At 49.8% G+C, this 25,724-nt stretch carries 18 protein-coding genes, 1 tRNA gene and 3 rRNA genes; 9 read left to right on the forward strand and 13 right to left on the reverse strand.

The features are described from left to right. Window positions 1–25: 25 nt before the first annotated feature. Entirely contained in the window at window positions 26–295 is a 270-nt protein-coding gene (locus tag SAQUA_RS24355) for a YihD family protein (RefSeq protein WP_380679945.1), read from the reverse strand. Window positions 296–448: 153 nt separating this feature from the next. Between SAQUA_RS24355 and mobA the strand changes: the two genes are divergently transcribed. Further along, window positions 449–1,039, forward strand: coding sequence for a molybdenum cofactor guanylyltransferase MobA (gene mobA / locus SAQUA_RS24360; RefSeq protein WP_380679948.1), 591 nt, complete (start codon window positions 449–451; stop codon window positions 1,037–1,039). Further along, a complete protein-coding gene (gene mobB, locus SAQUA_RS24365; RefSeq protein ID WP_380679951.1) occupies window positions 1,036–1,557 on the forward strand; it encodes a molybdopterin-guanine dinucleotide biosynthesis protein MobB in 522 nt (173 codons plus the stop codon). The genes mobA and mobB overlap by 4 nt, the downstream gene beginning before the upstream one ends. A gap of 89 nt (window positions 1,558–1,646) precedes the next feature. Here mobB and rrf read toward each other — a convergent pair. The 4 genes from rrf to SAQUA_RS24385 all read right to left on the reverse strand — a co-directional run bounded on the left by rrf (window position 1,647) and on the right by SAQUA_RS24385 (window position 6,835). Further along, window positions 1,647–1,762, reverse strand: a 5S ribosomal RNA gene (gene rrf, locus SAQUA_RS24370). A gap of 116 nt (window positions 1,763–1,878) precedes the next feature. Beyond that, window positions 1,879–4,788 (reverse strand): 23S ribosomal RNA (locus SAQUA_RS24375). Between the two features lie 222 nt (window positions 4,789–5,010). Beyond that, a tRNA-Glu gene (locus SAQUA_RS24380) sits at window positions 5,011–5,086 on the reverse strand. A 206-nt stretch (window positions 5,087–5,292) separates the two neighbouring features. Then, window positions 5,293–6,835 (reverse strand): 16S ribosomal RNA (locus SAQUA_RS24385). Together the 16S, 23S and 5S rRNA genes with 1 tRNA gene alongside form the textbook arrangement of a ribosomal RNA operon. Before the next feature lie 518 nt (window positions 6,836–7,353). Here SAQUA_RS24385 and SAQUA_RS24390 point away from each other — a divergent pair. Both SAQUA_RS24390 and mdtD read left to right on the forward strand, forming a co-directional pair. Continuing rightward, on the forward strand, window positions 7,354–8,043 hold the full coding sequence (locus tag SAQUA_RS24390) for a FadR/GntR family transcriptional regulator (RefSeq protein WP_380679494.1): 690 nt from the start codon (window positions 7,354–7,356) through the stop codon (window positions 8,041–8,043). A 168-nt stretch (window positions 8,044–8,211) separates the two neighbouring features. Beyond that, the gene (gene mdtD, locus SAQUA_RS24395; protein WP_380679491.1) at window positions 8,212–9,606 is read left to right on the forward strand and encodes a multidrug transporter subunit MdtD; all 1,395 of its coding nucleotides are present in this window, start codon (window positions 8,212–8,214) and stop codon (window positions 9,604–9,606) included. A 20-nt stretch (window positions 9,607–9,626) separates the two neighbouring features. Here the strand turns inward: mdtD and rbsR are convergent, their stop codons facing one another. The 7 genes from rbsR to kup form a co-directional block, all read right to left on the reverse strand. Further along, entirely contained in the window at window positions 9,627–10,628 is a 1,002-nt protein-coding gene (rbsR, locus tag SAQUA_RS24400; protein WP_380679488.1) for a ribose operon transcriptional repressor RbsR, read from the reverse strand. Continuing rightward, window positions 10,625–11,560 carry a ribokinase gene (gene rbsK, locus SAQUA_RS24405; RefSeq protein ID WP_380679485.1) on the reverse strand — a complete coding sequence of 312 codons (936 nt, stop codon included), beginning with the start codon at window positions 11,558–11,560 and terminating at the stop codon, window positions 10,625–10,627. The genes rbsR and rbsK overlap by 4 nt, the downstream gene beginning before the upstream one ends. Before the next feature lie 61 nt (window positions 11,561–11,621). After that, window positions 11,622–12,509 carry a ribose ABC transporter substrate-binding protein RbsB gene (gene rbsB, locus SAQUA_RS24410; RefSeq protein ID WP_380679482.1) on the reverse strand — a complete coding sequence of 296 codons (888 nt, stop codon included), beginning with the start codon at window positions 12,507–12,509 and terminating at the stop codon, window positions 11,622–11,624. Window positions 12,510–12,534: 25 nt separating this feature from the next. After that, on the reverse strand, window positions 12,535–13,500 hold the full coding sequence (gene rbsC / locus SAQUA_RS24415) for a ribose ABC transporter permease (RefSeq protein WP_380679479.1): 966 nt from the start codon (window positions 13,498–13,500) through the stop codon (window positions 12,535–12,537). 6 nt (window positions 13,501–13,506) lie between these two features. After that, window positions 13,507–15,012, reverse strand: a complete 1,506-nt coding sequence (rbsA, locus tag SAQUA_RS24420; protein ID WP_380679476.1) for a ribose ABC transporter ATP-binding protein RbsA — start codon at window positions 15,010–15,012, stop codon at window positions 13,507–13,509. A gap of 7 nt (window positions 15,013–15,019) precedes the next feature. Further along, window positions 15,020–15,439 (reverse strand): D-ribose pyranase, encoded by a 420-nt coding sequence (rbsD, locus tag SAQUA_RS24425; protein ID WP_380679473.1) that lies wholly within the window; start codon window positions 15,437–15,439, stop codon window positions 15,020–15,022. A 312-nt stretch (window positions 15,440–15,751) separates the two neighbouring features. Further along, window positions 15,752–17,620, reverse strand: a complete 1,869-nt coding sequence (gene kup / locus SAQUA_RS24430; RefSeq protein ID WP_380679470.1) for a low affinity potassium transporter Kup — start codon at window positions 17,618–17,620, stop codon at window positions 15,752–15,754. Between the two features lie 421 nt (window positions 17,621–18,041). Here kup and ravA point away from each other — a divergent pair, with 421 nt between their 5' ends. Next, a complete protein-coding gene (ravA, locus tag SAQUA_RS24435) occupies window positions 18,042–19,550 on the forward strand; it encodes an ATPase RavA (protein ID WP_380679467.1) in 1,509 nt (502 codons plus the stop codon). 2 nt (window positions 19,551–19,552) lie between these two features. Beyond that, window positions 19,553–21,016, forward strand: coding sequence for an ATPase RavA stimulator ViaA (gene viaA / locus SAQUA_RS24440; RefSeq protein ID WP_380679464.1), 1,464 nt, complete (start codon window positions 19,553–19,555; stop codon window positions 21,014–21,016). Between the two features lie 7 nt (window positions 21,017–21,023). On the opposite strand, the gene asnA is transcribed toward viaA, so the two are convergent. After that, window positions 21,024–22,016, reverse strand: coding sequence for an aspartate--ammonia ligase (gene asnA, locus SAQUA_RS24445; protein ID WP_380679461.1), 993 nt, complete (start codon window positions 22,014–22,016; stop codon window positions 21,024–21,026). A gap of 154 nt (window positions 22,017–22,170) precedes the next feature. Here asnA and asnC point away from each other — a divergent pair, with 154 nt between their 5' ends. The 3 genes from asnC (at window position 22,171) to mnmG (ending at window position 25,667) form a co-directional block, all read left to right on the forward strand. Then, complete coding sequence (asnC, locus tag SAQUA_RS24450) at window positions 22,171–22,632, forward strand: transcriptional regulator AsnC (RefSeq protein ID WP_380679458.1); 462 nt, start codon at window positions 22,171–22,173, stop codon at window positions 22,630–22,632. A gap of 324 nt (window positions 22,633–22,956) precedes the next feature. Further along, window positions 22,957–23,397, forward strand: a complete 441-nt coding sequence (gene mioC / locus SAQUA_RS24455; RefSeq protein WP_380679455.1) for an FMN-binding protein MioC — start codon at window positions 22,957–22,959, stop codon at window positions 23,395–23,397. Between the two features lie 380 nt (window positions 23,398–23,777). Then, window positions 23,778–25,667: a tRNA uridine-5-carboxymethylaminomethyl(34) synthesis enzyme MnmG gene (gene mnmG / locus SAQUA_RS24460; protein WP_380679452.1), complete on the forward strand. Its 1,890-nt coding sequence runs from the start codon at window positions 23,778–23,780 to the stop codon at window positions 25,665–25,667. The last annotated feature ends 57 nt before the right edge of the window (window positions 25,668–25,724 follow it).

Consider the following 25,724-nt stretch of genomic DNA (forward strand, 5'->3'; position numbering starts at 1 on the left):
ACTGGATGGCTGCACATCATGAGTGCTAATCTTTTATCACGCCACGGGCACGTAACAACGCCGTTTTAAAATCTTCTTCATAGTCTTTCTTAAGGCCAGGGATCTGTTCTGTATTAGCACTGCCGCGCATCTTTAAGTGGTAGATCAAAATGTCATCACTCAGATCGGCTAAATTTCCCTGAAACCCCGCTTCTTGAGCCAGTTTTTGCAAAAACTGAATCAGATTGAGATCTGGATCCTGTTGCCAGGCAGGCTGTAATAGCTCAATTAATTCGTTTACACGATGCGTTTTCATTGCAATATCATCCAATGATGTGAGTAAACCCACAAATTAGCAGGCTTGCCCACGTAGTGAAAGAAGCACGTTGTCAATAAAGGTAAATCCTGCTGTCTGACCGGGTTTAGCGCTACAATCGGGGCACTATCAATACTGCAGGATGATGATTTTATGCATGCAGATATAACTGGCGTAATTCTAGCTGGGGGGCGTTCTGCCCGTATGGGAGGTGAAGATAAAGGGTTGATTCAATTGGGTGAGAAAGCTTTGTATCAACACGTACTGAGCCGATTAATGCCGCAGGTAAACCAGGTAATCATCAGCGCGAACCGCAATCTGCACAGTTACCAGAAAAGTGGTTTACAGGTTGTCAGCGACCCGATGGCAGATTATCCAGGCCCGTTAGCCGGTATGTTGGCAGCGCTCTCCTATGCACGCACAGAATGGGTAGTCTGTACTCCCTGTGACGTGCCTGATTTCCCGATTAATCTGGTTGAAAAACTTTGGCAGCATAAAGGTAAATCTCTGGCCGCCTATGCCAGTGATGGCCAACGTGAGCATCCGACATTCGCCCTGTTACACACAAGCCTGGTTAAGGAACTAACTCATTATCTGGATCAAGGTGACAGAAAATTGATGTTATTCATGGCTGCGATCGATGCCAAAGAGGTCCTATTCAGCGGTCAGAAAGATGCATTTCGTAATTTGAATACTCCTGAAGATTGTCAGAAATGGCTACTGGAAAAAGGAATGTATCAATGACAAGCTCCTTGCCACCATTATTGGCTGTAGCAGCATACAGCGGTACCGGCAAAACAACGCTTCTCAAGCAATTGATCCCACTACTAAAACAGCACCAGGTGCGTGTTGGACTGATTAAACACACTCACCACGATATGGACGTGGATACACCAGGTAAAGACAGTTATGAATTGCGAAAATCTGGTGCTGAGCAAACGTTGGTTGCCAGCGATCGGCGCTGGGCGTTGATGACTGAAACACCGGAGCAAAAGGCACTGGATCTCCAGTATTTAGCCAGCAGATTTGACAGCAGCAAAGTAGATTTGATCCTGGTAGAAGGATTCAAGCATGAACCAATCAGTAAAATTATTCTTTACCGTGAGGAAATAGGGAGGCCACTTGCAGCTATGTTGGATAAGTACGTTATTGCTGTAGCCAGCGATAAACAAATTGAAGGGATTGCACCACTATTGGATATCAACCAACCTGAAAAGATCGCCTTGTTTATCGCCCAGTGGTTGGTTCGGACAAACGAATAACGGCTTTTACGGGTTTGTTAGGAAATCTACACTTGATAGATAAGCAAAAATCCTCATGCTTTCGCATGAGGCTTTCGACTTTGTTTGATGCCTGGCAGTGTCCTACTCTCGCATGGGGAGACCCCACACTACCATCGGCGCTACGGCGTTTCACTTCTGAGTTCGGCATGGGATCAGGTGGGACCACCGCGCTATTGCCGCCAGGCAAATTCGTTTCATTCCAACCGCTTCACGCTCACTCGCGCACAGCCATCAGAACCAATCTGGGAACTTCGCTGAAAATCAATTTCTCTCTCAAATCCAAAACACCTTCGGTGTTGTAAGGTTAAGCCTCACGGATCATTAGTACTGGTTAGCTCAATGCATCGCTGCACTTACACACCCAGCCTATCAACGTCTTAGTCTTAAACGTTCCTTCAGGGACCTTAAAGGCCCAGGGAAGACTCATCTCGAGGCAAGTTTCGCGCTTAGATGCTTTCAGCGCTTATCTTTTCCGCACTTAGCTACCGGGCAGTGCCATTGGCATGACAACCCGAACACCAGTGGTGCGTTCACTCCGGTCCTCTCGTACTAGGAGCAACCCCTCTCAATCTTCCAACGCCCACGGCAGATAGGGACCGAACTGTCTCACGACGTTCTAAACCCAGCTCGCGTACCACTTTAAATGGCGAACAGCCATACCCTTGGGACCTACTTCAGCCCCAGGATGTGATGAGCCGACATCGAGGTGCCAAACACCGCCGTCGATATGAACTCTTGGGCGGTATCAGCCTGTTATCCCCGGAGTACCTTTTATCCGTTGAGCGATGGCCCTTCCATTCAGAACCACCGGATCACTAAGACCTACTTTCGTACCTGCTCGAGCCGTCACTCTCGCAGTCAAGCTAGCTTATGCCTTTGCACTAACCTCACGATGTCCGACCGTGATTAGCTAACCTTCGTGCTCCTCCGTTACTCTTTGGGAGGAGACCGCCCCAGTCAAACTACCCACCAGACACTGTCCTCACCCCGGATTACGGGGCCGAGTTAGAACATCAAACATTAAAGGGTGGTATTTCAAGGTTGGCTCCATGCAGACTGGCGTCCACACTTCAAAGCCTCCCACCTATCCTACACATCAAGGCTCAATGTTCAGTGTCAAGCTATAGTAAAGGTTCACGGGGTCTTTCCGTCTTGCCGCGGGTACACTGCATCTTCACAGCGAGTTCAATTTCACTGAGTCTCGGGTGGAGACAGCCTGGCCATCATTACGCCATTCGTGCAGGTCGGAACTTACCCGACAAGGAATTTCGCTACCTTAGGACCGTTATAGTTACGGCCGCCGTTTACTGGGGCTTCGATCAAGAGCTTCGCGTTGCCGCTAACCCCATCAATTAACCTTCCAGCACCGGGCAGGCGTCACACCGTATACGTCCACTTTCGTGTTTGCACAGTGCTGTGTTTTTATTAAACAGTTGCAGCCAGCTGGTATCTGCGACTGGCTTCAGCTCCGAGAGCAAGTCTCTTCACCTACGCGCCAGCGTGCCTTCTCCCGAAGTTACGGCACCATTTTGCCTAGTTCCTTCACCCGAGTTCTCTCAAGCGCCTGAGTATTCTCTACCTGACCACCTGTGTCGGTTTGGGGTACGATTTGATGTTACCTGATGCTTAGAGGCTTTTCCTGGAAGCTTGGCATCAACCACTTCGCCACCGTAGTGACTCGTCATCACGCCTCAGGGTTGATATGCAACCGGATTTACCAGGTCACACCCCCTACACGCTTAAACCGGGACAACCGTCGCCCGGCTAGCCTAGCCTTCTCCGTCCCCCCTTCGCAGTAACACCGAGTACAGGAATATTAACCTGTTTCCCATCGACTACGCCTTTCGGCCTCGCCTTAGGGGTCGACTCACCCTGCCCCGATTAACGTTGGACAGGAACCCTTGGTCTTCCGGCGAGCGGGCTTTTCACCCGCTTTATCGTTACTTATGTCAGCATTCGCACTTCTGATACCTCCAGCAGACCTCACAGTCCACCTTCAACGGCTTACAGAACGCTCCCCTACCCAACAACGCCTAAGCGTCGCTGCCGCAGCTTCGGTGCATGGTTTAGCCCCGTTACATCTTCCGCGCAGGCCGACTCGACCAGTGAGCTATTACGCTTTCTTTAAATGATGGCTGCTTCTAAGCCAACATCCTGGCTGTCTATGCCTTCCCACATCGTTTCCCACTTAACCATGACTTTGGGACCTTAGCTGGCGGTCTGGGTTGTTTCCCTCTTCACGACGGACGTTAGCACCCGCCGTGTGTCTCCCGTGATAACATTCTTCGGTATTCGGAGTTTGCATCGGGTTGGTAAGCCGGGATGGCCCCCTAGCCGAAACAGTGCTCTACCCCCGAAGATGAGTTCACGAGGCGCTACCTAAATAGCTTTCGGGGAGAACCAGCTATCTCCCGGTTTGATTGGCCTTTCACCCCCAGCCACAAGTCATCCGCTAATTTTTCAACATTAGTCGGTTCGGTCCTCCAGTTAGTGTTACCCAACCTTCAACCTGCCCATGGCTAGATCACCGGGTTTCGGGTCTATACCTTGCAACTATTCGCCCAGTTAAGACTCGGTTTCCCTACGGCTCCCCTATACGGTTAACCTTGCTACAAAATATAAGTCGCTGACCCATTATACAAAAGGTACGCAGTCACCCCCATTAAGAAGGCTCCCACTGCTTGTACGTACACGGTTTCAGGTTCTATTTCACTCCCCTCGCCGGGGTTCTTTTCGCCTTTCCCTCACGGTACTGGTTCACTATCGGTCAGTCAGGAGTATTTAGCCTTGGAGGATGGTCCCCCCATATTCAGACAGGATGTCACGTGTCCCGCCCTACTCATCGAACTCACAGGATGTGCATTTTAGTGTACGGGGCTATCACCCTTTACTGCGCGACTTTCCAGACGCTTCCACTAACACACACCCTGATTCAGGTTCTGGGCTGTTCCCCGTTCGCTCGCCGCTACTGGGGGAATCTCGGTTGATTTCTTTTCCTCGGGGTACTTAGATGTTTCAGTTCCCCCGGTTCGCCTCGTTAAGCTATGTATTCACTTAACGATAGTGCAACGAATTGCACTGGGTTTCCCCATTCGGGTATTGCCGGTTGTAACGCTTCATATCAGCTTACCGACACTTATCGCAGATTAGCACGCCCTTCATCGCCTCTGACTGCCTAGGCATCCACCGTGTACGCTTAGTCACTTAACCTCACAACCCGAAGGTGTCTTTCGACGCACTTCGTGCTGTAAACATTTGAGAGACTCTCTGACAGGTTAGTTCTTATCTCAATAGTTCTACGGAGAGATAAGTTTCAGCTGTCAGGTTTCAATTTTCAGCTTGTTCCAGATTGTTAAAGAGCAATATCTTAAACATGACTTGGAAGTCATCTTTAAGATATTCGGTGATAATGTCTTTCACTCATTATCGGATTGGCGTCCCCAAGGGGATTCGAACCCCTGTTACAGCCGTGAAAGGGCAGTGTCCTAGGCCTCTAGACGATGGGGACCCGAAATTCGCTTATCGGATCAGTGATCCGATAATTTCGGGTAAAGGTGAGATTTTTCAAGAAAAATCGAGCGCCATTGTGGTTTGTCACTGCACTTGACAGCCACAAACCGCACAGCACTTAACCACCCATACCACAGGTTTTTTGCTCATTACTTTTCATCAGACAATCTGTGTGGACACTGCACTCAACTGCATATCTTTAGGTAAGGAGGTGATCCAACCGCAGGTTCCCCTACGGTTACCTTGTTACGACTTCACCCCAGTCATGAATCACAAAGTGGTAAGCGCCCTCCCGAAGGTTAAGCTACCTACTTCTTTTGCAACCCACTCCCATGGTGTGACGGGCGGTGTGTACAAGGCCCGGGAACGTATTCACCGTAGCATTCTGATCTACGATTACTAGCGATTCCGACTTCACGGAGTCGAGTTGCAGACTCCGATCCGGACTACGACATACTTTATGAGGTCCGCTTGCTCTCGCGAGGTCGCTTCTCTTTGTATATGCCATTGTAGCACGTGTGTAGCCCTACTCGTAAGGGCCATGATGACTTGACGTCATCCCCACCTTCCTCCGGTTTATCACCGGCAGTCTCCTTTGAGTTCCCACCATCACGTGCTGGCAACAAAGGATAAGGGTTGCGCTCGTTGCGGGACTTAACCCAACATTTCACAACACGAGCTGACGACAGCCATGCAGCACCTGTCTCACGGTTCCCGAAGGCACTAAGCTATCTCTAGCAAATTCCGTGGATGTCAAGAGTAGGTAAGGTTCTTCGCGTTGCATCGAATTAAACCACATGCTCCACCGCTTGTGCGGGCCCCCGTCAATTCATTTGAGTTTTAACCTTGCGGCCGTACTCCCCAGGCGGTCGACTTAACGCGTTAGCTCCGGAAGCCACGCCTCAAGGGCACAACCTCCAAGTCGACATCGTTTACAGCGTGGACTACCAGGGTATCTAATCCTGTTTGCTCCCCACGCTTTCGCACCTGAGCGTCAGTCTTTGTCCAGGGGGCCGCCTTCGCCACCGGTATTCCTCCAGATCTCTACGCATTTCACCGCTACACCTGGAATTCTACCCCCCTCTACAAGACTCTAGCTTGCCAGTTTCAAATGCAGTTCCCAAGTTAAGCTCGGGGATTTCACATCTGACTTAACAAACCGCCTGCGTGCGCTTTACGCCCAGTAATTCCGATTAACGCTTGCACCCTCCGTATTACCGCGGCTGCTGGCACGGAGTTAGCCGGTGCTTCTTCTGCGAGTAACGTCAATGAATGGTGCTATTAACACCAAACCCTTCCTCCTCGCTGAAAGTGCTTTACAACCCGAAGGCCTTCTTCACACACGCGGCATGGCTGCATCAGGCTTGCGCCCATTGTGCAATATTCCCCACTGCTGCCTCCCGTAGGAGTCTGGACCGTGTCTCAGTTCCAGTGTGGCTGGTCATCCTCTCAGACCAGCTAGGGATCGTCGCCTAGGTGAGCCATTACCCCACCTACTAGCTAATCCCATCTGGGCACATCCGATGGTGTGAGGCCCGAAGGTCCCCCACTTTGGTCCGAAGACGTTATGCGGTATTAGCCACCGTTTCCAGTAGTTATCCCCCTCCATCGGGCAGTTTCCCAGACATTACTCACCCGTCCGCCGCTCGCCGGCAAAGTAGCAAGCTACTTTCCGCTGCCGCTCGACTTGCATGTGTTAGGCCTGCCGCCAGCGTTCAATCTGAGCCATGATCAAACTCTTCAATTAAAAGCTTGATTTGCTGCAACTCGTGCAGCGATGCTCGAAAATTAACTTTCGTAATAATTCATTCGCATGAATTACTGCTTGGTCACTCTTCAAGACTTGATATTTTTTTGCTACCGAAGCAGCTGGATATCGTCTTGTGAGTGCCCACACAGATTGTCTGATAAATTGTTAAAGAGCGTCGGTTACCGTTATGTTTCTCGGTAACGCGGGAGGCAGATAATACGCTTTCCCGCTGAAGAGTCAAGCCTTTTTCTTATTAAGAAGTGGTGTTTTCACCGGCTTGCTGCTTCCTGGCTGGGCGACTTGTCAGTCGTTGTTCCCGGTCAGTGGAGGCGCATTATAGGGAGTTCTGAGAACGCCGCAACCCCTAATTTCAAAAAACTTTTCAAGCGCGGCTTTTTTCAGCAAAACGCTGCACAAGGCAGCGTTTTCACCCTGTTTTCCCAAAAACTTCCAAAAATGCAGACGCTCTGTAGCGTAAAATGAAAGGGAATAGTGCAAGTCGAGGAATTGCAGCCATGAAATTTGATACTCAACAACAGGCCGCTCAGCGTAACCTTTCTTATCTGCTTGCAGAAAAACTCGGCCAACGGATCCTGGCAGGTGAATATCTGGCTGGTAGCATATTACCGGGTGAGATGGAATTGGGAGAACAGTTTGGTGTCAGCCGCACTGCGGTGCGCGAAGCGGTAAAAATGCTGGCAGCAAAAGGTATGCTTTTGCCACGTCCACGTATTGGCACCAGGGTTATGCCGCAAAGTCAGTGGAACTTTCTCGATCAGGAGTTGCTGACATGGTGGATGACCAAAGAGAACTTCGCTCAGGTGATGCAGCATTTCCTTATCCTGCGAACCTCTCTTGAACCTCAAGCCTGTTATCTGGCAGCTACCAAGGCAAATGTGCAACAGAAAGCACAGTTAGTCACCTTGATGGGAGAGATGAGGGCACTACACTCTGATTTTGACCGCGAACGTTGGATTGACGTTGATACCCAGTATCACCAGCTGATTTACGAAGCCAGTGCCAATCCGTTTCTAATATCGTTCGCTAACTTGTTAAGTTCAGTCTATCAAAGCTATTTCCGGGCAATTACCGAGAATGAGGTGATCAAGCTGCAACATCACCAGACGATTGTAGATGCCGTTGTGGCAGGTGACAGCAACGCCGCACTCGCCGCTTGCCAGACTTTACTTCAGGATAATGCGTAAGCTCATCACTGCTTACATATATATATCTCCTGTTATTCCCGTTGCTGGTATGTTGGCGATCAGGTTCCTGTTATGTGTTCATGATCGTCACCTGCCTGCAATCTGATGTACGACAGGTATATAAAAGAAAGATAAGAGGGATGAAGTTAACATTTAATTGGAATGACAATGACTAAATCTGCACGCAGCATGGCTGGGTTACCTTGGATCGCGGCCATGGCGTTTTTTATGCAGGCGTTGGATGCCACTATACTCAATACCGCTTTACCTGCCATTGCCCGCAGCCTTGAACGCTCCCCCTTGGCAATGCAGTCGGCAGTTATCAGTTATACCTTAACTGTAGCAATGTTGATCCCGGTTAGCGGCTGGCTAGCTGACCGTTTTGGTACTCGTCGAGTTTTCATCTTAGCTGTTTCCCTGTTTACTTTCGGCTCACTATTATGTGCCCTCTCACCAACATTAAGCTTTTTGGTTGCTTCGCGTGTACTGCAGGGGATTGGTGGTGCAATGATGATGCCGGTAGCACGTTTGGCGCTATTGCGTGCCTACCCACGCAGTGAACTGCTACCCGTATTGAACTTTGTTACTATGCCTGGTTTGGTTGGACCGATAATGGGCCCACTGCTCGGGGGATGGTTGGTCACTTACGCAACCTGGCACTGGATATTCCTAATTAACATCCCGATTGGTTTACTCGGCATCGTATATGCACGTAAATACATGCCAGACTTCACAACACCAAAGCGCCCGTTTGATTTCAAAGGTTTTATATTATTCGGCCTGAGTCTGGTTCTGGTATCTACCGGTTTAGAACTCTTTGGTGAACAGGTACTTGCTAGCTACATTTCTTTGGGAGTATTTCTCAGCGGTTTTGTCATGCTGTTCGCCTATACCGTTCATGCCCGCCGGCATGCCCAGCCCCTTATTGGTTTAGGTCTGTTCAAAACCCGCACATTTTCCGTCGGCATTGCAGGTAACATTGCTTCGCGCTTGGGGACCGGTTGTGTTCCTTTCCTGATGCCATTGATGTTGCAGGTGGGGTTTGGTTATTCGGCTATCGTCGCAGGTTGTATGATGGCTCCAACGGCAGTAGGAGCCCTGACGGCCAAGTCTACCGTCACCCAAACCCTTCGTTGGTTAGGCTACCGTAAAACGTTGGTGGGTATCACAATCATCATCGGTATATTGATTGCACAGTTTTCACTGCAAAGCCCAGGAATGCCCCTCTGGTTGATGATTCTGCCGCTGTTTATCTTGGGAATGGCTATGTCAACGCAGTTTACCGCCATGAATACCATCAGTCTGGCGGATCTGAATGATACCAATGCCAGTTCCGGTAATAGCGTACTGGCGGTTACCCAGCAACTTTCCATCAGTTTTGGCGTGGCTGTCAGCGCAGCCGTACTTCGTTTCTACGAATCAATATCCATCGGCACCATGATCGACCACTTTCACTATACCTTTATTACTATGGGTATAGTGACCATCGCCTCTTCCTTGGTCTTTATGCTGTTGAAAAATAAAGATGGTAATAACCTGATTACCGGCAAAGATAAACAATAGAAAGAGGCAAATGCTGCAGGTTAATGGTGGCCAACCGAGGCCCGCTCTACAAGTTCAGGTGTCAGGACCAAAACCTGAGCCTCACGTTCAGGGTTTTGCAGGCGATTGATTAATGCATCGATCGCCAACTCCCCCAGCGAATCTTTTGGTTGATGGATAGTGCTCAATGGAGGAGTTAGGTATTTTGCCAACTCAACATCATCATACCCCATAACCGCCATATCCTTTGGCACCACCAGCCCTGCCTGATATAAAGCCTGATAGACACCCACAGCGACCGCATCGTTCCCAGCAAAAACCGCATGGGGCGGTTCGGCTAGTGCCAGCAGCTGTTTCATGGCATTTACGCCGCCTTCAAATTCAAAATCGCAGTGCACTTCATAACCTGGAAAAATTTCAAGGCCAGCATGATGCATTGCGCGGCGGTAGCCTTCCAGACGATGGCGTGCGGTGGTTTTATCTGCTGGTCCGGCAATGCAGGCAATTCGGCGGTAACCACGGGCAATCAGATGATCGGTAGCCATTTCACCGCCCAGTAACGAGTTATCCTGAATGATATCGTTAGCTCCTTCAAAAGGTGCCCAATCCATCATCACTATCGGTAAGGAAGGGTAGCGGCTCAGAGCATCCTGTGAAGGACGATGGTTTTCAGTGCACATCAATAACAAACCATCGACACGTTTTTGCAGCAACGTTTCCATACTGCGATTCATCCGTGCCGCATCTTCCTCGGTATTGCACAGGATCAGGCTATAACCACGTTCATAGCAACTGCGTTCAACCCCGCGCACTACTTCAGCATAAAACGGGTTGTTGCTGGAGGTAACCAGCATACCTATGGTGCGCGTAGTGTTAAGTTTTAAACTACGTGCCAGTGCGGAAGGAGCATAGTTAAGCTGTTCCACAGCGGTCATAACTTTGTTACGGATACTGTCACTGACAAAGCGATTGTTATTAATCACATGCGACACTGTAGAGGTCGAAACCCCCGCCAGGCGGGCGACATCTTTCATGGTAGTCAACAGTTTGACTCCTGCTGCTGCAGAAAGGCGTCAATTTCTTCACGCCATGGCACTGAGGGCTGAGCACCAGGCCGGGTGACAGCAATAGCGGCAGCCGCGTGGGCAAAACGTACCGCATCGTTCATAGCTTTACCTTCGAGCAAGCCAGTCACCAGAGCACCATTGAACGTATCACCAGCGGCAATAGTATCTACCGCTCTGACCTTAAAGCCTGGAACCAATCTGCCATTGCCGTTTTCACTTAACCATACGCCACGGCTACCGAGTGTAATAAGCACACAGCCGATCCCCTTATCATGCAGCACGTTGGCAGCACGAGCGGCATCTTGGTCATCATTGATCGCTATCCCCGTCAACCGTTGAGCTTCAGTTTCGTTCGGGGTGATTATGTCAATCATCGCCAAAAGATCGTCAGGCAGTGCACAGGCTGGCGCCGGGTTCAGGATCACCTGAGTGCCGTGCTGTTTTGCCAGTTGGGCAGCGGCGATCACCGTTTCAAGTGGCGACTCCAACTGCATTAACAATGCATCTGCATTGATAATCGTTTGTTGATAACGACTGAGATATTCTGGCGTGACGGCAGCATTAGCGCCCGCATCAATGCCAATAACGTTCTCACCTTCTGCATTCACAAATATCAATGCAACACCGGTAGTACTTTCAGCAATAGCTTCAATCGGCCGAGTATCAATGCGATCGGTTGCCAGTTGCTGGCGAATACGTTCACCAATATCGTCGGCACCTACGCAGGCAATAAACGCAATATTCGCGCCACTACGCCCGGCGGCTACCGCTTGGTTAGCCCCTTTGCCGCCAAAAGCAACGTTATACTGCTTCCCGATCACCGTTTCACCTGGCCGGGGAAACTGCTCGATATTGAGGATATGGTCAGCATTGATACTGCCCAAAACCACCAGTTTTCCTGTTTCCATCGCATTGATTCCTGAAGTTTTGCGCCACCGTAACGCCCCGCTCCGATGGCGCAGAGATGACTTATTGGGTAACCAGTTTCAAATCAACCGGAATGGTAGCGGGAACCGTTTCACCTTTAAGGATCTTATCGGCAGTTTCAACACCAATCACACCGATCTGATCGGGACGCTGCGCCACAGTTGCTGCCATTTTGCCACCTTCAACCGCTTTCACCCCATCATCGGTGCCATCAAAGCCCACCACGACCACGTCGGCCTTACCGGCTGTTTGCAACGCACGCAGTGCACCTAATGCCATCTCATCGTTCTGTGCAAACACAGCCTGCACATCAGGATGAGCAGTCAACAGGTTCTGCATGACATTCAGGCCTTTAGTGCGATCAAAATCCGCTGGCTGGCTGGCCAGCAGTTTAAACTTGTTCTGCTCCAGCGACTGTTTGAAACCTTCCCCACGCTCACGCGCGGCAGAAGTTCCAGCAATACCTTCCAACTGAATAACCTTGGCATCGGCCCCCACTTTCTTGGCGATGAAGTCACCGGCCATTTTACCGCCCGCACGGTTATCGGAAGCAATATGGCTGACCACCTCACCTTTGGCTGCCGCGCGGTCCAGAGTGATTACCGGGATCTTGGCCTGATTGGCCATCTTGATGGCGTTGCCAACTGCATCAGAATCGGTTGGGTTGATCAGCAACAGTTTCGGGCTCTGAACCATCAGATCCTGTACGTTAGCCAACTCTTTCGCCGGGTTGTTCTGCGAATCCAACACGATCAGGTTGTAACCCAGCTTGTTGGCTTCCTGCTGTGCACCATCTTTCATTGAAACAAAGAACGGGTTGTTAAGAGTAGACACCACCAGCGCGATGGTATCTTTTGCTAGTGCGTTAGCACTCAATGTGGCGGTTAACGCGAAAGCCGAAACTAAAGTTGCCAGTTTTTTCATTTTCATGATCGTGATTCCTGTAGGGGGAAGGTTACTTGTTACTTTTGTTGTCTACCAAAACCGCCAGCAGAATGACGACTGCTTTTACGATCATCTGGTAGTAGGAGGAAACGCCCAGTAAATTCAAACCGTTGTTAAGGAAGCCCAGGATCAGTGCCCCAATCAGAGTACCGACGATACGCCCCTTACCACCCGCCAGGCTAGTACCACCAAGAACGACAGCGGCAATGGCATCCAACTCGTAACCGGTACCGGCCGTGGGCTGTGCGGAAGAGAGACGTGCAACCTCAATCACCCCGGCCAGTGCCGCCAGCAAGCCACACAGCGAGTAAACGATGATTTTAACTTTATCAACGCTGATACCCGAAAGGCGGGTAGCAGCTTCGTTGCCACCCAGCGCATAGATATAGCGCCCAAGGCGGGTGTGATGCAGCATATACCAGACAGCAATAAATACGATTGCCATAATCCAGATCGGGGTTGGTACCCCTAACGGACGGCCAATGCCAAACCAACCAAAGGCATCGCCAACATCGGTAAAACCGGTATTAATGGGGCTACCGTTGGTATACACCATGGTCACGCCGCGTAATAGCAACATCATTACCAAGGTAGCAATAAACGCCTGAACCTTGCCTTTGGCAACGATAACGCCTGTACAGGCGCCCACCGCGGCACCTAATGCCAACGCAGCTGCAACAGCAACCACGGCATTTATTTCGAAACCGACAATTGAAGCGGCTACTGCTCCCGTTAACGCCAGCAGCGATCCCACAGACAAATCGATGCCAGAGGTCAGGATCACAAGTGTCATACCAACCGCCATAATGGCGTTTACTGACGTTTGCTGCAGAATATTGAACAGGTTATTAACGGTGAAAAAATTCGGGCTCATTGAGGAAACCACCGCAATCAGCACCAGCAGTGCAATCAGCGATTTCTGTTCCAACAACCACTCTTTACTGAACCAGCGCTTTGCAACACTCTGTGAACTCATATTTGATTACTCCTGCTTTACGCCGTATTGCTTGCCGACAGCCGCGGCCATAAGCACTTCCTGGGTGGCCTGTTCAATAGGGAATTCGCCGCTGAGGTGTCCTTCATGCATGACCAGAATACGATCACTCATCCCTAGCACTTCCGGCATTTCTGAAGAAACCAGAATGATGCTCAGCCCTTCCTGTTTAAACTGGTTGATTAACTGATAAATCTCTTTTTTTGCCCCCACGTCGACACCGCGTGTCGGTTCATCGAGGATCAACACCTTTGGCCTGGTCATCAAGCCACGGGCAATCGCCACTTTCTGTTGATTACCACCGGAAAGCAGACCAATCGGCTGTTCCATCGAAGGCGTCTTGATGTTGAACAAGCGTATAAAGTCACTCACGGCCTGCTGCTCATCCGCATGTTTCAGGCTGCCGCCGGAACGACTGAAATAGCGTAGTGCAGTCAGTGACATGTTTTCTTTCACCGACATTCCCAACACCAGTCCATCACGTTTGCGATCTTCAGAGATATAGACGATGCCATTTGCCAGCCCGTCCTGCGGGGAGTGGGTGACCACTTCATGGCCATCAAGGTTTATCGTGCCGCTTTTACGTGGTGCCGCACCGTACAAAATCTTCATTAATTCAGTACGCCCGGCCCCCATCAGGCCCGCTACACCTAAAATTTCGCCGCGATATAAAGTAAAACTGACATCCTGCACACCAGGGCCGGAAACATGGCTGACTTGCAGGCGTTTTTCACCGCGTGGCTGGTTAAGGCGTGGATACTGTTCTTCCAGCTTGCGGCCTACCATCATTTCAATCAACGTATCTTCCTGCAACTCAGCAACAGGGCGCTCGGCGATAAACTGCCCATCCCGGAAAATGGTCACATCGTCGCAGATTTCAAAGATCTCTTTCAGGCGATGTGAAATATAGACAATGCCTCGCCCTTCAGCTTTCAGCTCATTGATCACTTTAAACAGTGAAGCTGTTTCAGTATCGGTCAGGGCATCGGTAGGCTCATCCATAATGATCACTTTGGATTCAAAGCTCAGCACCTTGGCGATTTCCACCATTTGCTGATCGCCAATCGACAACTCCCCCACCAGCCGATGGCTGCTATAACGCAAGTTCAGCCGCGCCAGCAGTTTATCCGCCTCGGCAAACATACGTTTCCAATCAATACGCCCAAAGCGGTTGACGAATTCACGGCCAAGAAAGATATTCTCGGCAATTGTCAGCTGAGGGATCAGGTTCAGTTCCTGATGAATGATGCCGACTCCCGCCTCTTGCGACTCCTTCGGTCCTTTGAAGATCACCTCTTTACCGAGAAAGTACTGGCTACCAGCGTCTTTGCTGTAAATACCGGTCAACACTTTCATCATGGTGGATTTACCGGCACCATTTTCCCCCACCAGCGCCATCACTTTGCCGGGATAAACGCTGAGCGCGGCACCAGAAAGCGCCTTCACGCCGGGAAAGGCTTTATCGATCCCTTTCAGTTGCAGTAGAGGTTGCATAGATATCTCAGAAAGTTACGCCGGAGCAGAGGATCACATTCGCGTAAGGCGAACATTCTCCACTGCGGATCACAGCACGGCTGTGCTCGGTTTTTGCCTTAAAAGCACTGTGGCTGATATAGCTAATACTGATGGTATTTCCCTGGAGTAGGCCAAGTTGACGCAGTTGAGCCAGCAACGCTTCATGGAGTGATGGATTTTGCTTAACAATCTCTTCCGCCAGCAAGGCACTTTCTACCTGCATTTCCCGCGTCACCACCTCTACGACCTGCAAGAATGTCGGTACTCCTTGGGTCAACGCCAGATCGATGCGCGGCGTGGCGGCTGGAATTGGCAACCCAGCATCGCAAATCGTGAGCTGATCGGTATGACCGAGGCGGGAAATAACCGCAGAAATATCAGAATTCAGTAGTACGCCTTTTTTCATGACTTTTGCTCCAACAGCGAAACGTTTCGCTCATAATAGAGTGTAGAAAAACCTCATGAGAAGGCAACTGCGGAGTTAAGGAAATGTGATCGCTATCGAAACGTTTCGATGGCGAACGAATGACGAAGTAAAAGGCCCAGCAAATGCTGGGCCCCAGACTGCTGACAAACCCCGTTATTAGGGAGAGCGTGCCGATGGGGTCGTAACGGCGTAAGCCGTCGGAGCGCCCCTCGGTGCGCTAGGCCCGGGTATCTTGGGTCAGAAGGCGACTTTGTCATCAACCTCAGGCCCAGCAAATGCTGAGCCCATTATTTATATTTCGACCTGAGTTCCCAGTTCGATCACCCTGTTGGGTGGTATCTCAAACTGATCGGCTGCCCGCAACGCATTGCGGCTAAGCGCAATAAACAGCTTACCGCGCAGATACAGGTACCATGGCCTTTGATTGAGGAACAGTGACTCATGTGACATGAAGAACGAAGTTTCCATCATCCTGAATGACAAGCCTTCCAGCCCACAACGGTGAAAAACCTCCTCGACGTTTGGTGTTTCACGCCAACCATAACTGGCTACCACACGCCAAAAACTGGGTGACAACTGCTCAATGGTAACCCGCCGCACATTATGTACATATGGCGCATCTTCGGTACGCAAGGTGAGCAATACCACACGCTCATGCAGCACTTTGTTGTGTTTGAGGTTATGCAACAGTGCAAACGGGATTACATTAACCGCGCGGGACATAAACACTGCGGTACCAGGCACGCGAACCGGCGGGGATTTTTCCAGTGATATAATCAGAGCTTCGAGTGAATTCCCATGCTCATGCATACGCCGCAACAGACGAAAACGTTCGCTCTTCCAGGTCGTCATGATAAGCAACATGACCAATGCCAATGTCAGTGGTAGCCAACCGCCAGAGAAAAGTTTCAAGGCATTAGCCGCGAACATTGGCAAATCAATAATCAACAGAATTACCAGGATACCGACCACTAGAAAACGATTCCAATGCCAGTTTTTGATCGCCACCGAGGTAATAAGAACGCTGGTTAACACCATGGTACCGGTCACCGCAATGCCGTATGCAGCCGCCAGGTTGCTGGAATGTTCAAAGCCCACGATCACCAGTACTACCGCGATATACAGCGTCCAGTTGATTACCGGAATATAGATCTGGCCTGATTCCATTTCCGAAGTATGGATAATGCGCATCGGTGACAGATACCCCAGCCGTACAGCCTGGCGAGTCAATGAAAACACCCCGGAAATCACGGCCTGAGAGGCAATAACCGTCGCCAGCGTAGCCAAAATCAATAGCGGGATCAGTGCCCAGTCAGGAGCCAGCAAGAAGAAGGGGTTTTTGATCGCTTCCGGATTTTTCAGCAGCAGTGCACCTTGACCAAAATAGTTGATCACCAGTGAGGGCAGTACCACGGTGAACCAGGCCAAACGAATAGGGAATTTGCCAAAGTGGCCCATATCCGCATAAAGCGCTTCCACGCCAGTAATTGAAAGCACCACTGCACCAAGCGCGAAGAACGATACCTTCTTATATTCAACAAAGAAATTGAGCGCCCATTTCGGGTTCAGTGCCTGCAACACTTCAGGGTTGGCAATAATACTGCGTGCACCAAGCACTGCCAGTACGATAAACCACAACAGCATCACTGGCGCAAATAACTTACCTACGCTGCCGGTACCGTGCTTTTGGATCACAAACAATAAGGTCAATACCAGAATAGACAAGGGGACGATATAAGGATCCAATGAAGGTGCAGCTATCTCCAACCCCTCTATTGCCGACATAACCGATATCGCTGGCGTAATGACAACCTCACCATAAAAGAAGCTGCCGCCAATCAGGCCAAGGATCACCAATAATGATGTGGTGCGGGCTGAGGTATTCCGCCCAGCCAATGACATTAACGTGAGGATCCCGCCTTCACCGGCATTATCTGCACGCATGACGTAGGTGAGATACTTAAGGGAAACGATGACAACCAGCATCCAGAAGATCAGGGAAAGGAAACCAAACACCACATCGGGGCGGACATCAAAACCGTAGTGGCCGGAAAAACACTCTCTAAAGGTGTAGAGAGGGCTGGTACCAATATCACCGTAGACGACCCCAATCGCCGCCAAGGTTACCGCTGATAATGACTGCTTATGTTCTACGCTCATAATTCGTTTCTTTTGCTAGCTCATCCATCGGCCTATACATCCGCATCAGGCTAAAGATAGGGGGCTTTAAGATCCGTTACGCCCGGTTAGCCCTATGAATTTCAAGTGATACGCAGCCAACCAGATCGCCCATCCCAGTGAGGATTAGTGACTGAAGGAAAGCCTACAACAACACTGTAGCTTGAAAGACAAGGGAGGTAAAAGGCGCACAGTATGCACCATTTAAAGACCTTAACTACTCTTATATCTGCCCCGAAAACTAAACAAAATGTGAACCAGCCATTTTTTTTAAAATAGAAATTTATACGAATCAATAAACTATACTGCTAAAACAATATGTGGTTTATCATCGAATACTCCATCAAGATTGGCTTTCAGCCTGTACAACAGGCTCCAACCCGCAGACAACGTGAACAATTTTATGGCGTCATCATCACTTCTGGCAGAACGGATTTCCCGCCTCAGCAGTGCGCTGGAGAGCGGCCTTTATGAACGGCAGGAAGCGATAAGGCTGTGCTTGCTAGCGGCATTATGTGGCGAGAGCGTATTCCTGCTCGGCCCACCGGGAATTGCCAAAAGCCTGATTGCACGCCGATTAAAGTTTGCTTTTCGCAGTGCCCGTTCATTCGAATATCTCATGACGCGCTTTTCCACCCCGGAAGAAGTATTCGGCCCACTGTCTATTCAGGCTCTGAAAGACGAAGGACGTTATCAACGCCTCACTGCGGGTTATCTGCCCGAAGCAGAGATCGTCTTTCTTGATGAAATCTGGAAAGCCGGACCGGCAATCCTCAATACATTGCTGACAGCGATTAATGAACGCCGCTTCCGCAACGGTAATAGTGAGGGGAAAATTCCGCTAAGGCTGTTGGTGACGGCTTCTAATGAACTCCCCGAAGCCGACAACAGTCTTGAAGCACTGTACGATCGCATGCTGATTCGTTTATGGCTCGACAAAGTACAGGATAAACAGAATTTCCGTTCTCTGCTGGTCAGCCGTCAGAACGAAGGCGAAAACCCGGTTCCAGAGGCACTGAGTATCAGTGATGAAGAGTTCCACCAATGGCAACCGCTAATAGATAAAATCAAACTGCCGGAAAACTGTTTTGAACTGTTCTTCATGCTGCGGCAAAGATTGGATGCCTTGGAACAGGCACCTTACGTTTCCGATCGTCGTTGGAAAAAATCACTACGTTTACTGCAGGCCTGCGCATTTTTCAGTGGCCGTGAAGCCATTGCGCCTCTGGACTTAATGTTGTTGAAAGATTGCCTGTGGCACGACCTGACTTCCCTGAAACTCTTGCAACAGCAAATTGACCAGTTACTGACCGAGCAGGCCTACCAGCAACAAACGTTACTGCTCCAGTTGCAACAGATCCATAACCGCTGGATGCAGCATCAGCAGCAGCAAAACGATAGCCAGGCTATCAGCCTGATTAAAAAAGGCGGAATGTTCAGCCGCAAACCGCAATATGTACTGGAAGAACCGCTTAGCGGCAGTACGTTGACTCTGTTGCTGAAGAAACCGCTGCAACTGCACGATATCCAGGTTAACCACCTGAGTATAGAAAGAAGCATGCTGGAAAACTGGCTTCAAAAAGGGGGCGACGTTCGCGCCAGGTTGAATGGTATTGGTTTCGCCCAGCAGATTGATCTGGAAGTCGACGAGCAATTACATCTGAACGTACTGGATGTCAGCCGCCAGCCTTCTTTACTAACAGTTCAGGGTAAGCCCAGCGGGGGAACCCCCCAGGCATTGCTTGATGAAATGGAAGCACTGAGTCAGCGCTTGGCTGAACAGCGGCGGCTATTCAGCCAGCATCAGCCCTGCCTATTTACTCCGGCATCAGGTCTGGCGAAGATTGAAGCCAGCCTGCTTCAGGTAGCCGAGCAAATTAAGCAACAATCCCAACAAATGCGCGGCCAATAAACATGCTCAGCCTTGAAACTCTCGATCTGTTGCTGTCAATTACAGAGGGCGAACTGATTGAAGAGATGATCATCGGCATGCTGGCCGCACCACAGTTGGTGGTTTTTTTTAATAAATTTCCAGCAATACGCCGGGCGTTAAACCAGGATCTACCACGCTGGAGGTTGCAGTTAAAAGAACGAATCCATCAGGCTTTAGTTCCTCCAACCTTGGCTCAGGAGTTTTACCGTTATCAGCAGTGCCAACTGGAAAACCCTACTCAGTTCCTTCACAACCTCAACGACACCCTCGACTTTCTTCGCCAACTGATTTCACCGTTTTACGAACAGGCACGGAAAATGACCGATGCCGCCGATTTGCCTAATCATCGCCTTGATAGCAGCTTTCAGACGCTATTTCTGCAACGCTGGCGTATCAGTCTGACGTTACAGGCCACCCTGTTCCACCATCAATTATTGGAGCAAGAACGTGAACAATTGATGGCTGAATTACAGGAACGATTGGCCATAAGTGGCGCATTGGAACCGGTGTTAGCAGAAAACGATACTGCTGCTGGCCGATTGTGGGACATGAGTAAAGGCCATCTACAACGCGGAGACTATCTACGGCTGGTGGAGTATGGCAACTTCCTGCAACAGCAACCCGAATTACAGAAGCTAGCCGAGCAATTGGGCCGCAGCTATGAGGCCAAGGCGGTACAACAGCAGGATGCACAACCTGAACCATTCCGCGTGATGGTTAAGGTACCTGCCATTCAACCGGAAGAAGTCAGCGGTATCCATCAGAGTGACGACATTCTGCGTCTATTGCCGCCGGAACTGGCAGCACTGGGTATTGAGGAACTGGAATTTGAGTTTTACCGACGATTGTTGGAAAAAAGGCTGTTGAGCTATCGTCTACAAGGTGACGCCTGGCACGAACAAACCTTAATGCGCCAGGTTACGCATAAACAACAAGATCGGCAGCCACGCGGGCCCTTTATTGTCTGTGTCGATACGTCTGGTTCAATGGGCGGCTTTAACGAACAGTGTGCCAAAGCCTTTTGTTTGGCGTTATTACGCATCGCGCTGGCGGATAATCGGCGTTGTTACATAATGCTGTTTGCCAACCAGATCGTTCATTATGAACTGACAGCGGCCAGTGGGATCGAGCAGGCTATTCGCTTTTTGGGCCAGCACTTCAGGGGGGGAACCGATTTGGCAGCCTGCCTGAGCGCTACCGTAACAAAAATGGCGGAAAGCGACTGGTTTGACGCCGATGCGGTGATAATTTCAGACTTTATTGCCCAGCGGTTGCCGGATGAGGTGATAAAGAGAGTGAAATCACAGCAGCAAAGCCACCAGCAACGTTTTCATGCCGTAGCAATGTCTGCTTATGGCAAACCCGGCATCATGCGCATCTTTGATCATATCTGGCGCTTTGATACCGGGCTAAAAAGTCGCTTAATGCGCCGCTGGCGGCACTGATTAACGCTTACAACAACCCAGAAACCGTCTCACGCAATTCAGGTGCCCACACGCCGCACTGCACCTGACCGATATGCGACAACTGCAGCAACAGCATTACCAGGCGTGATTGACCGATGCCACCACCAATGGTCTGCGGCATTTCGCCACGCAACAGGGACTGATGCCACTCCAGCTTCAAGCGCTCCAGATCGTCTGTCAGGGTCAGTTGATTTTGCAGCGCAGCCGCGTCAACACGGATCCCCATAGAGGAAAGCTCAAACGCGTCCTGTAATACCGGGTTCCACACCACGATGTCACCGTTCAAACCAGAGAGCCCCTCACCAGTTGGCGAGGTCCAGTCGTCATAATCAGGGGCACGTACATCATGTGGCTTACCATGAGATAGCTTACCGCCAATACCAATCAGGAATACTGCCCCTAACTCTTTGGCAATAGCACGTTCACGGCCTTTGGCGTCCAACTCAGGATAACGTTGCAACAAGGTTTCGCTATGAACAAAGTGGATCTGCTCTGGCAGAAACGGCGCCAGACCATATTCGCGGCTCACCGCAGCCTCTGTTTCTTTTATAGCGGCATAGATCCGCTTAACGGTATCTTGCAGATAAACCGTGTTGCGCTCGCTGTCTCCCATCACTCGTTCCCAGTCCCATTGATCAACATACACCGAGTGGATCGGCGTTAAGCGATCTTCATCCGGACGCAGCGCTTTCATATGGGTATACAGGCCTTCGCCTGCGCTAAAATCATAGCTGCCAAGGGTTTTACGTTTCCATTTGGCCAGGGAGTGAACTACTTCAAATGTAGCATCCGGCAAACTTTTCACTTTTACCTGAACCGCTTTCTCGCTGCCGGAAAGGTTGTCTTGGGTGCCGTCGCCCAGGCGGCTGAGAATAGGGGCCTGCACTTCAATCAGACCAAGCTGCTGTTCCAACTGGCGAGAAAAGAAAGATTTTACGAAGCTAATTTGCTGTTGTTTTTGGATGAACTGCTTTTTCATTACTGTATCTCTTAAATAACCTGTCTGTTGGCAATGATTAAGCAACAAAACGACACCATAATTCAATATCCATCAATAGATATTGCCATTTCTATTTTAATCGTTCATTTTTAAGCGGTGATAATTCAATAATCGTTAAATTAACGGGGGTTTTATGGCAGAAATTTATCAGATCGATAATCTCGATCGCGGCATTCTCAACGCTCTTATGGAAAATGCACGAACGCCCTATGCTGAACTGGCCAAAAACTTTGCTGTCAGCCCTGGCACTATCCATGTTCGGGTAGAAAAAATGAAACAAGCCGGGATCATCGTCGGTACCCGAGTAGATGTGGATCCCAAACAGTTGGGTTATGACGTGTGCTGTTTTATTGGCATCATCTTAAAAAGTGCCAAAGACTATCCCTCCGCACTGAAAAAGCTCGAGAGTCTGGAAGAAGTGGTCGAAGCCTATTACACCACAGGGCATTACAGCGTTTTCATCAAAGTGATGTGCCGTTCAATTGATGCCTTGCAACAGGTACTGATCAACAAGATCCAGACTATCGACGAGATCCAGTCAACGGAAACGCTGATCTCGTTGCAAAACCCGATCATGCGTACTATTACACCTTAGGTTGATCGCTTTGGCAGCTGGGTGCTGCTTTTACATCATCGATTCAACCCGAAGATTACGTGGTTTAACGATAAATTTTATGGCCTGGATGTTTTGGCATGCAGGCATTCAATCGCTCTTTTCTGCCTTCCTGCAATACATACCCTTATTAAATAAATTCAAATCAAAACATTACGCGAAAAGCGCATTTATCCTTTGAAAAATTAGCCCCTTACTTGCAATAGTAAAATTAAAGAAGATCCTTATACCCATATTATCCACAGGTAGATCCCAGCCGATTCACAGCGTACAATGCAGCCTGTTTAAAGAAAGTTGGGATGATTCATGGCAGACATAACTCTGATCAGTGGCAGTACGCTTGGTAGTGCTGAATATGTAGCTGAGCATTTGGCCGAACAGCTAGAAGCGGTTGGTCTATCTACCGAAGTGCTGCATGGCGCTGAATTGGATGAGTTAACGCTGTCTGGAGTGTGGCTGGTGGTCTCTTCCACCCACGGTGCAGGTGATTTGCCTGACAACTTACAGCCGTTACTGGAACAAATAGAACAACAGCAGCCTGATTTATCCCAAGTGAAGTTCGGTGCCGTCGGTTTAGGCAGTTCTGAGTACGACACCTTCTGTGGCGCGATCAAAAGGATCGACGATCTTTTACTGCTTCGCGGTGCTAAAAGGATCGGCGATCGCCTTGAGATCGACGTGACCAAACATGATATTCCCGAGGATCCTGCAGAGGAATGGGTAATAAACTGGATTAATTTACTCTGATTCGTTCAAAGATCGAGCGAACGAATGTGTATAAGTATGCTCAAAAGCAGGGTAAAACCCGTAGTTATCCCAGTAACAACTGTTGTACGCTTTTCAGTCTGTGGATAACATGCCATTTAGATCCCAGCTTATACTTGCCAGGATCACCGATCATTCACAGCAAACGATCCTCGTTAATCCAATGATCTTAATGGTGAATAATCACTTATCCACAGAAGATCGCGATCCTAATAAGAGATCTAATAAAGAGATCTTTAAATAAAAAGATCTTCTTTTAATTACTCAAGATCCTGACCACTTGGTCGATCGACTAAACTTGAGTAGAATCCCCAGCCTTGGGCAAATAAAGTTCGTCCCTAAGTACTTCGAGGTGCAGTTCCATGTTTTATCCAGATCAATTTGACGTCATTATCATCGGTGGTGGACATGCCGGTACTGAAGCCGCTATGGCTGCAGCACGTATGGGACGTCAGACTTTATTGCTGACGCACAATATCGATACGCTAGGGCAAATGTCCTGCAACCCGGCAATCGGTGGCATTGGCAAAGGGCATCTGGTCAAGGAAATCGATGCGCTCGGCGGCTTAATGGCCAAGGCAATTGACCATGCAGGCATTCAGTTTAGGATACTAAACGCCAGCAAGGGTCCAGCGGTGCGAGCTACTCGAGCTCAGGCCGATCGTGTCCTGTATCGTCAGGCGGTTCGTACCGCATTGGAGAACCAGCCAAACCTGATGATCTTCCAGCAACCGGTCGACGATCTGATTGTGGAAAACGATCGTGTGGTGGGTGCCATTACCCAAATGGGACTAAAATTCCGCGCTAAAGCGGTGGTACTCACCGTAGGGACTTTCCTGGATGGAAAGATCCATATCGGTTTGGAGAACTACAGCGGCGGCCGTGCTGGGGATCCACCTTCGATCTCGCTTTCACAACGTCTTCGTGAGTTGCCACTGCGAGTTAATCGCCTGAAAACGGGAACACCACCGCGTATCGATGCGCGGACTATCGATTTCAGCGTTCTGGCTGAGCAGCATGGTGATACACCGATCCCGGTGTTTTCTTTCCTGGGTAATGCCAGCCAGCATCCGCAACAAATGCCGTGCTACATCACGCATACCAACGAGAAAACCCATGAGGTGATCCGCAATAATCTCGATCGCAGTCCGATGTATGCCGGGATCATCGAAGGGATCGGGCCACGTTACTGCCCATCGATCGAAGACAAAGTGATGCGTTTTGCCGATCGTAATGCTCATCAGATCTTCCTTGAACCTGAAGGTTTGACCAGCAACGAAATTTATCCGAACGGCATTTCAACCAGTCTGCCATTTGATGTACAGATGCAAATTGTGCGTTCAATGCAAGGCATGGAAAATGCCCGTATTGTTCGTCCAGGCTATGCCATCGAATATGATTTCTTCGACCCACGCGATTTGAAACCAACCTTGGAAAGCAAATTTATCCAGGGCTTGTTCTTTGCTGGTCAAATCAACGGTACTACCGGATACGAAGAAGCAGCGGCGCAAGGCCTACTGGCGGGGCTGAATGCAGGACGCTTTGCTGTGGAAGATGAAGGTTGGTCTCCACGTCGCGATCAGGCTTATCTGGGCGTGTTGGTTGACGACCTGAGCACGCTGGGAACCAAAGAGCCGTATCGTATGTTTACTTCACGTGCCGAATACCGTCTGATGCTGCGTGAAGACAATGCAGATTTGCGTCTGACAGAAAAAGGCCGTGAATTGGGTCTGGTAGATGATGTCCGTTGGGCTCGTTACAACGAAAAACTTGAGAATATTGAGCGGGAACGCCAGCGTCTGCGTGATATCTGGGTGCACCCGCATTCGGAAAATGTCGAGCAGGTTAACGCTCTGCTTAAAGCTCCGCTGTCACGTGAAGCTAACGGTGAAGAATTGCTCCGCCGTCCAGAAATGGATTATAACCAGCTCACATCAGTAGCCGCTTTTGCGCCTGCCTTGACCGACGAGCAGGCCGCTGAGCAAGTGGAAATCCAAGTGAAATATCAAGGTTACATTGCGCGCCAGCAGGATGAGATCGAGAAACAGCAACGTAATGAGAATACTTTGCTGCCGTTGGATCTTGATTATCGTCAGGTTTCTGGATTGTCTAATGAAGTGATCGCCAAACTTAACGATCACAAGCCCAGTTCGATTGGCCAAGCTTCTCGTATTTCTGGCATTACCCCTGCTGCAATCTCCATTCTGCTAATATGGCTGAAAAAACAGGGGTTTCTGCGCCGTAGCGCGTAAGTTGAATTCCAGGCAGCCGTTTCTCTCTGCAAAACGGCTGCTGACATCATTCCACAC

The organism is Serratia aquatilis, assembly GCF_044865145.1.
Lineage (GTDB): Bacteria > Pseudomonadota > Gammaproteobacteria > Enterobacterales > Enterobacteriaceae > Chania > Chania aquatilis.